11 protein-coding genes are annotated in these 11,378 nt (G+C 71.0%); 4 read left to right on the forward strand and 7 right to left on the reverse strand.

Features of this window, described 5'->3' with window-relative positions; translation table 11 throughout:
* The 4 genes from J7I94_RS30215 to J7I94_RS30230 all read left to right on the forward strand — a co-directional run bounded on the left by J7I94_RS30215 (position 1) and on the right by J7I94_RS30230 (position 5,676).
* Positions 1–954: a carbohydrate ABC transporter permease gene (locus tag J7I94_RS30215; protein WP_215172170.1), complete on the forward strand. Its 954-nt coding sequence runs from the start codon at positions 1–3 to the stop codon at positions 952–954.
* Positions 951–1,814, forward strand: a complete 864-nt coding sequence (locus J7I94_RS30220; protein ID WP_215172172.1) for a carbohydrate ABC transporter permease — start codon at positions 951–953, stop codon at positions 1,812–1,814. Before J7I94_RS30215 ends, J7I94_RS30220 begins: the two co-directional genes overlap by 4 nt.
* 34 nt (positions 1,815–1,848) lie before the next feature.
* Positions 1,849–3,429 carry a glycoside hydrolase family 13 protein gene (locus J7I94_RS30225; protein WP_215172174.1) on the forward strand — a complete coding sequence of 527 codons (1,581 nt, stop codon included), beginning with the start codon at positions 1,849–1,851 and terminating at the stop codon, positions 3,427–3,429.
* Between the two features lie 93 nt (positions 3,430–3,522).
* Entirely contained in the window at positions 3,523–5,676 is a 2,154-nt protein-coding gene (locus J7I94_RS30230; RefSeq protein WP_215172177.1) for a discoidin domain-containing protein, read from the forward strand.
* Here the strand turns inward: J7I94_RS30230 and J7I94_RS30235 are convergent.
* The 7 genes from J7I94_RS30235 to J7I94_RS30265 form a co-directional block, all read right to left on the reverse strand.
* A complete protein-coding gene (locus J7I94_RS30235; protein ID WP_215172179.1) occupies positions 5,648–6,463 on the reverse strand; it encodes an ABC transporter ATP-binding protein in 816 nt (271 codons plus the stop codon). The two genes, J7I94_RS30230 and J7I94_RS30235, sit on opposite strands and share 29 nt — an antisense overlap.
* 24 nt (positions 6,464–6,487) lie before the next feature.
* A complete protein-coding gene (locus tag J7I94_RS30240; protein WP_215172181.1) occupies positions 6,488–7,264 on the reverse strand; it encodes an ABC transporter permease in 777 nt (258 codons plus the stop codon).
* Complete coding sequence (locus J7I94_RS30245) at positions 7,261–8,034, reverse strand: ABC transporter permease (protein WP_215172183.1); 774 nt, start codon at positions 8,032–8,034, stop codon at positions 7,261–7,263. The genes J7I94_RS30240 and J7I94_RS30245 overlap by 4 nt, the downstream gene beginning before the upstream one ends.
* Complete coding sequence (locus tag J7I94_RS30250) at positions 8,031–8,999, reverse strand: ABC transporter substrate-binding protein (RefSeq protein ID WP_215172185.1); 969 nt, start codon at positions 8,997–8,999, stop codon at positions 8,031–8,033. The genes J7I94_RS30245 and J7I94_RS30250 overlap by 4 nt, the downstream gene beginning before the upstream one ends.
* 135 nt (positions 9,000–9,134) lie before the next feature.
* A complete protein-coding gene (locus J7I94_RS30255; protein ID WP_215172187.1) occupies positions 9,135–10,070 on the reverse strand; it encodes a PDR/VanB family oxidoreductase in 936 nt (311 codons plus the stop codon).
* Positions 10,067–10,231, reverse strand: coding sequence for a hypothetical protein (locus tag J7I94_RS30260; RefSeq protein ID WP_215172189.1), 165 nt, complete (start codon positions 10,229–10,231; stop codon positions 10,067–10,069). Before J7I94_RS30260 ends, J7I94_RS30255 begins: the two co-directional genes overlap by 4 nt.
* The gene (locus J7I94_RS30265; protein WP_215172191.1) at positions 10,228–11,280 is read right to left on the reverse strand and encodes an aromatic ring-hydroxylating dioxygenase subunit alpha; all 1,053 of its coding nucleotides are present in this window, start codon (positions 11,278–11,280) and stop codon (positions 10,228–10,230) included. The genes J7I94_RS30260 and J7I94_RS30265 overlap by 4 nt, the downstream gene beginning before the upstream one ends.
* Positions 11,281–11,378: the final 98 nt, after the last annotated feature.

Genomic DNA, 11,378 nt, shown 5'->3' on the forward strand with positions numbered 1-11,378 from the left:
GTGACGAAGACGGCTGAACGACCGACCGGGGCCGTGCCGGTCCGCCCGGTACCGGCGTCACCCGTGCGCACGGACCGCGGGCGGCGCCGCCTCGCCGAACAGGGCCGCGCCTACGGCTTCCTCCTCGGCGGACTGATCTGCTTCGCGCTCTTCTCCTGGTACCCGGCGATCCGCGCGGTCGTCATCGCCTTCCAGAAGTACACGCCGGGCGCCGAGGCCGAGTGGGTCGGCACCGCCAACTTCACCCGGGTCTTCCAGGACCCCGAGTTCGCCGACGCCTGGCGCAACACCCTCACCTTCACCGCGCTGGCCCTCCTCATCGGCTTCGCGGTCCCCTTCGTCCTCGCCCTGGTCCTCAACGAACTCCGGCACGCCAAGGCGTTCTTCCGGGTCGTGGTCTACCTGCCGGTGATGATCCCGCCGGTGGTCAGCGCCCTGCTGTGGAAGTGGTTCTACGACCCGGGCGCCGGCCTCGCCAACGAGGCCCTGCGCTTCCTGCACCTGCCCACCTCGAACTGGTCCAACGGCGCCGACACCGCCCTGGTCTCGCTGGTCATCGTCGCCACCTGGGCCAACCTGGGCGGGACCGTCCTGATCTACCTCGCCGCCCTCCAGTCCATCCCCGGCGAGCTGTACGAGGCCGCCGAACTGGACGGCGCGAACCTGCTGCAACGCGTCCGGCACGTCACGGTCCCGCAGACCAGGTTCGTGATCCTGATGCTGATGCTGCTCCAGATCATCGCGACGATGCAGGTCTTCACCGAACCGTTCGTGATCACGGGAGGCGGCCCGGAGAACTCCACGGTCACCGTCCTCTACCTCATCTACAAGTACGCCTTCCTCTACAACGACTTCGGCGGCGCCTGCGCGCTGAGCGTCATGCTCCTGCTGCTGCTCGGCCTGTTCTCCGCCGTCTACCTCCGGCTCACCCGCTCCGACGGGGAGGACGCATGAGCTCCGCCCGTACCCTCGTCTCCCCGGCCGTCCTGGCCCGCCCGCGCGGCAGGGCCGCCTACTGGGCCGTCTTCACCGGCACCGTCCTGCTCTTCGCGCTCGCCTTCCTCTTCCCCGTCTACTGGATGGTGACCGGCGCGCTGAAGTCCCCGGACGAGGTGGCCCGTACGCCACCCACCCTGGTGCCGGAGAAGTGGCGGACCAGCGGCTACACCGACGCCTGGGAGCTGATGCAGCTGCCGACCCACCTGTGGAACACGGTGGTCCAGGCGGCCGGCGCCTGGATCTTCCAGCTCGTCCTGTGCACGGCCGCCGCCTACGCCCTGTCCAAGCTGAAGCCCGCCTTCGGCAAGGTGATCCTCGGCGGTATCCTCGCCACCCTGATGGTGCCGACCCAGGCCCTGGTCGTCCCGAAGTACCTGACCGTCGCCGACCTCGGACTGCTCAACGACCCCCTGGCCATCTGGCTGCCGGCCGTCGCCAACGCCTTCAACCTCTACCTGCTCAAACGCTTCTTCGACCAGATACCCCGCGATGTGCTGGAGGCCGCCGAGATCGACGGCGCCGGGAAGCTGCGGGTGCTGTGGTCGATCGTGCTGCCCATGTCGCGTCCGGTCCTCGGCGTGGTGTCGATCTTCGCGCTGGTCGCCGTCTGGCAGGACTTCCTGTGGCCGCTGATGGTCTTCTCCGACACCGAGAAGCAGCCGATCAGCGTGGCGCTCGTCCAGCTCTCACAGAACATCCCGCTGACCGTGCTCATCGCCGCGATGGTGATCGCCAGCATTCCCATGGTCGCCATGTTCCTGGTCTTCCAGCGGCACATCATCGCCGGCATCAGCGCGGGCAGCACCAAGGGCTGACGCCCTCCCTCACCCTCGTAGAAAGGCACGCACCGTGGGACAGCCCACCCCTGCCCCGAACACCTCCGACTGGTGGCGCCGCGGCGTCATCTACCAGGTGTACGTCCGCAGCTTCGCCGACGGTGACGGCGACGGCACCGGCGACCTGGCCGGTGTCCGGGCCCGCCTGCCCTATCTCGCCGAACTCGGCGTGGACGCCCTGTGGTTCACCCCCTGGTACCTCTCCCCGATGAAGGACGGCGGCTACGACGTCGCCGACTACCGTGCCGTCGACCCGTCCTTCGGCACCCTCGCGGAGGCGGAGAAGCTGATCGCCGAGGCCCGTGAGCTGGGCATCCGCACCATCGTCGACATCGTGCCCAACCACGTCTCCGACCAGCACCCCTGGTTCCGGGCGGCGCTGGACGGCGGCCCCGAGCGGGAGCTGTTCCACTTCCGTCCGGGGCGGGGCGAGAGCGGTGAACTGCCGCCCAACGACTGGCAGTCGGAGTTCGGCGGGCCCGCGTGGACCCGGCTCCCCGACGGCGACTGGTACCTCCACCTCTTCGCCCCCGAACAGCCCGACCTCAACTGGGCCCACCCGGCCGTCCGCCAGGAACACGAGGACATCCTGCGGTTCTGGTTCGAACGCGGGGTCGCCGGCGTCCGCATCGACTCCGCCGCGTTGCTGGTCAAGGACCCCGGCCTGCCCGACTTCACCGAGGGCCGCGACCCGCACCCGTACGTCGACCGCGACGAACTCCACGACGTCTACCGCTCCTGGCGGGCCGTCGCCGACGAGTACGGCGGGGTCTTCGTCGGCGAGGTGTGGCTGCCGGACACCGAGCGCTTCGCGCGGTATCTGCGCCCCGACGAGCTGCACACCGCGTTCAACTTCTCCTTCCTGACCTGCCCCTGGGAGGCGGACCGGCTGCGCGCCTCCATCGACACCACGCTCGCGGAGCACGCGCCGATCGGGGCGCCCGCGACGTGGGTGCTGTGCAATCACGACGTCACGCGTACGGTCACCCGGTACGGGCGGGCCGGGGACACCGGGTTCGACTTCGCGTCCAAGGCGTTCGGCACGCCGACCGACCTCGCTCTCGGCACCCGACGGGCGCGGGCCGCCGCCCTGCTGTCGATGGCGCTGCCCGGCGCGGTCTACGTCTACCAGGGCGAGGAACTCGGGCTGCCCGAGGCCGACATCCCGCTCGACCGCATCCAGGACCCCATGCACGCTCGCTCGGGCGGGGTCGACCCGGGGCGGGACGGGTGCCGGGTGCCGTTGCCCTGGGCGGCGGACACGGCGCACTCCGGGTTCGGCGGCGACCCCTGGCTGCCGCAGCCGGCCGGGTGGGGGGCGTACGCGGCGGACCGGCAGGACGGCGATCCCGGCTCCATGCTCGCGCTGTACCGGGAGGCGATCCGGGGCCGGTCGGTTTTCGGGGACGCGGCGCTGAGCTGGCTGCCCGGACCCGAGGGAGTTCTCGCCTTCAGCCGTGGTGACGTCACCGTCGTGGTGAATCTCTCGGACTCGGCCGTCGATCTTCCCGCGCACACCAGTGTCCTGCTGCGCAGCGGGTCCCTGGACCCGGACGGGCGGTTGCCCGAGGACGTGGCCGTGTGGCTGCGCTAGAGGCTCGGCTGCGGGCCGGCTGAGGCTGGTCGCGCAGTTCCCCGCGCCCCTGACGGGGCGCTTCCCTGACCCCCACTTGAAAGGGAACCGCACATGCACCTCACCAGATCCGCTCACCTCGGTGTCGCCGTCGCCCTCGCCGCCGGCACCCTCGTCGCCCTGGCCCCCGGTGCCGCTCAGGCCGCCGCCGGGGCCACCCTCCCCTTCACCTCCGTCGAAGCCGAGGCCGCCACCTCCACCGGCACGAAGATCGGGCCGGACCACACCCAGGGCACCCTTCCCTCCGAGGCGTCCGGACGGCAGGCCGTACGCCTCACCGCCGGGCAGCGCGTCGAGTTCACCGTGCCCCGGGCCGCCAACGCCGTGAACGTCGCCTACAGCGTCCCCGACGGCCAGTCCGGCTCGATGAGCGTCTACGTCAACGGGCAGAAGCTCACCAAGACCCTCCCCGTCACCTCCAAGTACTCCTACGTCGACACCCCCTGGATCGCCGGCTCCAAGACCCACCACCTCTACGACAACGCCCGCCTGTTGCTCGGCCAGGACGTCCAGGCCGGTGACAAGGTCGCCTTCGAGGCGACGAACGTCCAGGTCACCGTGGACGTGGCCGACTTCGAGCAGGTCGCCGGGGCGGCGACGAAGCCCGCCGGTGCCGTCTCCGTCACCGACAAGGGCGCCGACCCCGCAGGCCAGGGCGACTCCACCCAGGCGTTCCGGGACGCCATCGCCGCCGCGCAGGGCGGGACGGTGTGGATACCGCCGGGGGAGTACCGGATCACCTCCTCCCTCAACGGTGTGCAGAACGTCACGATCCAGGGCGCGGGCGCCTGGCACTCCGTCGTGCGCGGCTCCCGCTTCATCGACCAGCAGAGCAGCGCGGGCCGCGTCCACCTCAAGGACTTCGCGGTCATCGGCGAGGTCACCGAACGCGTCGACTCCGCCCCGGACAACTTCGTCAACGGCTCCCTCGGCCCGGACAGCTCCGTCTCCGGCATGTGGCTCCAGCACCTCAAGGTGGGCCTCTGGCTGACCGGCACCAACGACAACCTCGTCGTCGAGAACAACCGCATCCTCGACACCACCGCCGACGGCCTCAACCTCAACGGCAACGCGCGGGGCGTCAAGGTCAGGAACAACTTCCTGCGCAACCAGGGCGACGACGCGCTCGCCATGTGGTCGCTCAACCAGCCCGACGTCGGCAGCAGCTTCACCGACAACACCATCACCCAGCCCAACCTCGCCAACGGCATCGCGATCTACGGCGGCACCGACATCACCGTCAGCGGCAACCTGATCTCCGACACCAACGCCCTCGGCAGCGGCATCGCGATCTCCAACCAGAAGTTCCTCGACCCCTTCCACCCCCTCTCCGGCACCATCACCGTCGACGGCAACACCCTCGTGCGCACCGGCGCCATGAACCCCAACTGGAACCACCCCATGGGCGCCCTGCGGGTCGACTCCTACGACAGCGCCATCGAGGCGCAGGTGAAGGTCACCGACACGACGGTCACCGACAGCCCGTACAGCGCCTTCGAGTTCGTCTCCGGCAGCGGGCGCGGCTTCGCCGCCAAGAACACCACCGTCGACGGGGCGACCGTGAACAAGGTCGGTACGGTCGTCGTCCAGGCCGAGACCCCGGGCGCCGTCACCTTCCGCGACGTCACGGCCACCGGCGTCGGTTCCGCGGGCGTCTACAACTGCCCCTACCCGGCCGGCTCGGGCACCTTCACGCTCACCGACGGCGGCGGCAACTCCGGCTGGGACAGCACCTGGGCCGACTGCTCCACCTGGCCCCAGCCCGGCCAGGGCAACCCCGACCCCGACCCGGACCGCAACCTGGCCGCGGGCCGCCCCGCCACCGCCACCGGGTCCCAGGACGTCTACACGCCCGGCAAGGCGGTCGACGGCGACCCGAACACCTACTGGGAGTCGGCGAACAACGCCTTCCCGCAGTCCCTCACCGTCGACCTCGGCTCCCGGCAGCCCGTACGGCGGCTGGTGCTGAAGCTGCCGCCGTCCGCGGCCTGGGGCGCCCGCACCCAGACCCTGTCCGTGCAGGGCAGCACCGACGGGTCCGCGTACACCACGCTGGTGGGCGCACAGGGCTACCGGTTCGACCCGGCCACCGGCAACACGGTGACCGTGCCGGTGAGCGGCGACGTCCGCTATCTGCGGCTGCACGTCACCGGCAACACCGGCTGGCCCGCCGCCCAGTTCAGCGAGGTGGAGGCGTATCTTTCGTGACCTCCGGCCGACCGGCCGCCGCCCCGCGCTTCGCCGCCTGGATCTGCTCGTACACATGGGTCCGCAGTTCGGTGAAGCGCGGGGCGGCGCGGGTGCGCACCTGGTCGCGCTCGGCCGGCAGGTCGACCGTGAGCTGCTCGCGGACCACGGTGGGGGAGGCGGAGAGGACGACGACCCGTTCGCCGAGGTACACCGCCTCGTCGATGTCGTGGGTGACGAACAGGATGGTGATCCCGCGCTCCTGCCACAGCCGCCGCACCAGGTCCTCCAGGTCGGCGCGGGTCTGCGCGTCCACCGCCGCGAACGGCTCGTCCATCAGCAGTACCTCGGGCTCGTAGGCGAGCGCCCGAGCGATGGCGGCCCGCTGCTGCATTCCGCCGGAGAGCTGCCACGGGTAGGCGCCGGCCGCGTCCGCCAGACCTACCGAGGCGAGCGCGTCCGCGACCAGTTCACGGCGCCGTGACTTGGTCATGTCCTTGTGTTTCAGGGGAAGTCCGACGTTCTCGGCGACCCGCATCCACGGGAAGAGACTGCGCCCGTACTCCTGGAAGACGAACGCCATCCCGGGCGGCGGCCCGTGCACCGGCCGCCCGGCCAGCGACACCTCGCCGCCCGTCGGCGTGAGCAGCCCGCCCACGCACTTCAGCAGCGTCGTCTTGCCGCACCCGGAGGGCCCGACCAGACACACCAGTTCACCGGCCTCGACGGTGAACGTCAGATCGCGCACCGCCTCGATCCGGCGCCCGGATCCCTCGTACACCTTCCGCAGGCCGCGTACGTCGAGCATGGACCGCCCTTTCGAGGACTGGGCTCATGGCCGCCGGGAGGCGGCGCGCGAACCGTGGTACCAGCCGAGCACCCGCCGCTCGACCAGCTGGAAGAGGACCGAGAGCACGAAACCCAGCAGACCGAGCAGCAGGATGCCGGTCCACATGTCGGGGATCGCGAACGAACGCTGGAACTGCACGACGGTGAACCCGAGCCCGTTGCTCGCCGCGAACATCTCGCTGATCACCATCAGGATGATGCCGATCGACAGGGCCTGCCGCAGCCCCGCGAAGATCTGCGGACTCGCCGACGGCAGCACGACGGTACGCAGCCGCGCCACGCCCGAGATGCCGTACGAACGGGCCGTCTCCGCCATCACCTGGTCGACCGCGCGGACGCCCTCGACCGTGTTGAGCAGGATCGGCCACACCGAACCGGCGGCGATGACGACGATCTTCATGGTGTCGCCGATCCCCGCGAACAGAATGATCACCGGCACCAGCACCGGCGGCGGCACCGCCCGCAGGAACTCCAGGACCGGCTCGCACACCGCCCGCACCCGCCGGTAGGACCCGATCAGCGTGCCCAGCGAGACACCGGCCACGGCCGCCAGGGCGTAGCCCGCCAGCAGCCGCAGCACACTGGGCAGTACGTCCCCGCGCCACCGCTCGCCCGTCCACACGTCCGGGAACGCGGTGACGATGGTCCGCAGCGGCGGCCAGTACACGTCCCGGCTGCCGTCCGACGCCACCCACCACACGGCGACCAGCACCGCGGGCAGCGCGAGCGTGAACACCAGCCGCAGCAGCACCGTCCTCACACCGCCACCTCCCCGCGTACCGACTGGTGCCAGGCCAGCGCCCGCCGCTCCACCGACCGGGCACCCACGTTGATCAGCAGCCCCAGCAGACCGGCGACGACGATCAGCGCGTACATCTCCGGCACCGCCTGCGAGGTCTGCGCCACCGCGATCCGCGCGCCCAGCCCCGGTGCGCCGATGACCAGTTCGGCGGTGACGGCGAGGATCAGCGCGACCGCCGCCGCCAGCCGCACCCCGGTCATCACGTACGGCAGCGCGGTCGGCCACAGCACGTGCCGCACCCGCGCCCACGCCCCCAGACCGTACGACCGTGCCGTCTCCTCCGCCACCGGGTCGACGTCCTGGACGCCGTACAGGGTCTGGATCAGCACCTGCCAGAAGGAGGCGTAGACGACCAGGAGCAGCACCGAGCGCAGTTCGGTGCCGTAGAGGAGGACGGCGAGCGGGATCAGCGCGACGGACGGGATCGGGCGGAGGAACTCGATCGTGGACGCGGTCGCCTCGCGCAGGTGCGGCACCACGGACAGCAGGACCCCGACGACGATCCCGGCGCCGACCGCGATCGCCAGGCCCAGCGCCCAGCCGGTGAGGGTGTCGCCGAGGGCGGTCCAGAAGGCGCCGTCGGTGACCTCGGTGACGAACGCGTCCGCGATCCGGCTGGTCGGCGGGAAGTACTCCTCCTTCACCAGGCCGAGCCGCGGCACTGCCTCACCGAGGGCGAGGAAGGCCGCGAGCCCGGCCGCGCCCAGCGCGGTGTTCACCCCCTTCACGGCAGCAGCTCGTCCAGGTCGGGCTCCTGCTTGAACAGGCCGCCCTCCCGGCCCAGTTCGGCCAGCGCCTCGATGGAGGCACGGTTCGCCTCGGCCGGCCACTTCGGCAGGGTGACCTCCGCCAGGACGTCCGCGGGGATCTTGGTGTACGTGGCGACGATCTCGCGGACCTCGTCGGGGTGGGAGTCGGCGTAGGCGAGCGACTCGGCGGTGGCCTCCTGGAACTTCTTCACCACCTCCGGGTTCTGCCGCGCGTACTGGGTGGAGGTGAAGTACATGGCGACGGTCAGGTCGGGGGCGATGTCCACCATCGAGGAGGCGATCTCCCGGCCGCCCTGGCTCTTGATGGTGGCCAGCGCCGGTTCCACCACCATCGCCGCGTCGATCTGCCCGCCGTCCAGCGCGGCCGGCATCTGGTCGAAGGCCAGCTCGACGAAGTCCACCTTGTCCGGGTCGCCGCCCGCCTTGCCGACCGAGGCCCGCACGGCGGTCTCGTTGATGTTCTTCAGCGTGTTGATGGCGACCTTCTTGCCCTCCAGCTCCTTCGCCGACTTGACCGGGCTGTCGCCCTTGACGGTGATCGCGCCGAAGTCCTTTCCCTCCTCACCGGTGGAGGCGATGCCGTTGGCCACGGCCTTCACCGGCACGTTGTTGGACTGGGCGATCAGCAGCGACGTGGTGTTGGAAAATCCGAACTGGAACTGACCGCTCGTCACGCCCGGCACGATCGCCGCGCCGCCCTGTGCGAGGGTCAGGGACAGCTTCAGGCCGTGCTTCTCGTAGAAGCCCTTCTTCTGGCCCAGATAGAGCGGGGCGACGTCGACGATGGGGATGAGGCCCACCTTGACGGAGGTGGTGGAGCCGGAGGAGCCGGAGCCGTCGGACCCCCCGGAGCCGGACGAGCCGCAGGCCGTTGCGACGACCAGGACGGAAACGGCCGTGAGGCCGACGAGCAGACGACGCATGACTCCCCCTGTGAGAGTGTGTGCGCGAACAGCACGAACGTGCTGAGCGGGAACGTAGGGCCCAGGGGAAGTGACGGTCAATGCCCGTGCACTCACTAAGCGTTGACAGCTTTGTTGACAGTGGCTGGGGGCAGATCACAGATCCAGGACGAGCCGCTTTCCCCGGCACCGGGAGACGCAGATGAGCATCGTCTCCCCGGCCGCCCGCTCCTCCTCGGTGAGCACCGAGTCCCGGTGGTCGGGGACGCCTTCGACCACCTCCGTCTCACAGGTTCCGCAGGTGCCCTCCGTGCAGGAAAACAGCACCTCGGCGCCGGCCGCGCGCACGGCGTCGAGGACGGAGACGTCCGGCGGGACGGCGACGGTGCGGCCACTGCGGGCGAGGACGACCTCGAACCCGTCGTTGTCCAAGGGGAGTCGCTCCTTGGGGCGGAACCGCTCGGTGCGCAGGACGCGCGGCGGGCACCGCTCCTCCACCGCGTCGAGCAGCGGACCGGGACCGCAGCAGTAGACGAGGGTGCCGTCCGGTACGCCGTCCAGCACGGTGGCGAGGTCCAGCAGCCCGGTCTCGTCCTCGGGGGCGAGGGTGACCCGGTCGCCGTAGCGCGCCAGTTCCCCCGTGAACGCCATGGAGCTGCGGCTGCGTCCGCCGTACAGCAACGACCAGCCGGCGCCCGCCCGTTCGGCGGCGGCCAGCATCGGCAGGAGGGGGGTGATGCCGATGCCGCCGGCGATGAACCGGTAGCGGGCGGCGGGCTCCAGCCGGAAGTGGTTGCGCGGCCCGCGCACCCGCACCGTGCCGCCCCGGCCCAGGTGCTCGTGCACATACGCCGATCCGCCCCGCCCGGCGTCCTCCCGCAGCACGGCGATCCGCCACGCCTCCCGGTCGGCCGGGTCGCCGCACAGCGAGTACTGCCGCTCCAGCCCCGGGCCGAGGAGGACGTCGATGTGCGCGCCGGGCTCCCAGGCGGGCAGCGGTCCGCCGAGCGGGTGGCGCAGGGTGAGGGCCAGCACGGCGTCGGCCGCCGGCCGGACGTCCGCGACGACGAGTTCGCTTTCGTACAGGGTCATGAACCGTTTCCTCGGGGATCGTGTCCGTCCGGGTGGGCGAGCATCCACTCCCACATCGCGACCGGGTCCTCGGCGGTGTGCTCGGCGCCGCAGTGACAGGTGCCGTGCAGGACGTCGGTGCCGGGCAGCCAGTCGACGCGGTACACCTCACCGGTGGTCACGCGTCACCCTCCTCGGCCAGCCGGGCCAGGATGCGGCGGGCGGCCAGGCCGCCGGTGTCGATGTTGATGCTCAGCTCCTGGTAGCCGGCGCGCTCGGCGCCCAGCGCGCGCTGGAGCAGGTTGAGCGCGTCGACGTCCTGCATCACGACGGTGTGGTTGTTCTTCCGCAGGAACTCGGTGACCTCGGCGTCGTCCGTCGCCCAGTCCCGGGAGACCGCCCAGAAGTCGTACACCTCGCCGTCGGCGGACGGGGTGATGGCGTACGTGATCTCGGTGTGGAAGGCGTGCGGATCGCTGCCGTCGGCCTCCGGCCGCACGCCCACCGGGGCGACGCGGCTGTGCAGCAGATACAGACTGGGCGCGTGGTACTCGATGTCCTGCCACCGGTCGATCCGGCCGCTGATGCCGGTCGACTTGGCGTAGAACGGCGGGCACTCGGCGTCGTCCATGTGCCGGCTGACCCGGACGATCCCGGCGCCCTCGTCGACCTCCGTGGTGATCGGCGTCTCGGCGACCTCGGGGGTGCCGATGTAACCGCCGTGCAGATACGTCTCGTGGGACAGGTCGAGGAGGTTGTCGACCAGCAGCCCGTAGTCGCAGTGGATCGGCTCCATGCCGCGGACCGTGACCCAGCCGGGGGAGTCCAGGTGCCGGGCACGCGGCACGGCCTCGGGGTCGGCGAGCGCCGGGTCGCCGATCCACACCCACACCAGCGAGTCGCGTTCGGCCACCGGGTAGGAGGCGACGCGGGCGGTGCGCGGCACCCGTTTCTGCCCCGGCACGTACACGCAGGTGCCGGTGGTGTCGTACGTGAACCCGTGGTAGCCGCACACGATCCGGTCGCCGTCGAGTCGGGTCGGGGCCTCGGAGAGCGGGTAGCGGCGGTGCACACAGCGGTCGTGCAGGGCGACCGGCGTGCCGTCCTCCGCGGTCCGGTACAGCACGAGCGGCTCCCCGAGCACGGTCCGGCCGAGCAACTCGCGCCCGACCTCGTGGGCGTAGGCGGCGACGTACCACTGGTTCCTGGCGAAGGCGGTGGTGTGAGGCATGGGGCGGCTCCCGTCTCTCTGTCGTGGCGACATGGTCCGGAGCGGGCTCGCACGGGCGCAACGGGGCTTCCGTCCCACGGAAGACGAGCGGGTGCGGT

Origin of the sequence: Streptomyces sp. ISL-12 (assembly GCF_018614415.1) — a bacterium.
GTDB lineage: Bacteria > Actinomycetota > Actinomycetes > Streptomycetales > Streptomycetaceae > Streptomyces.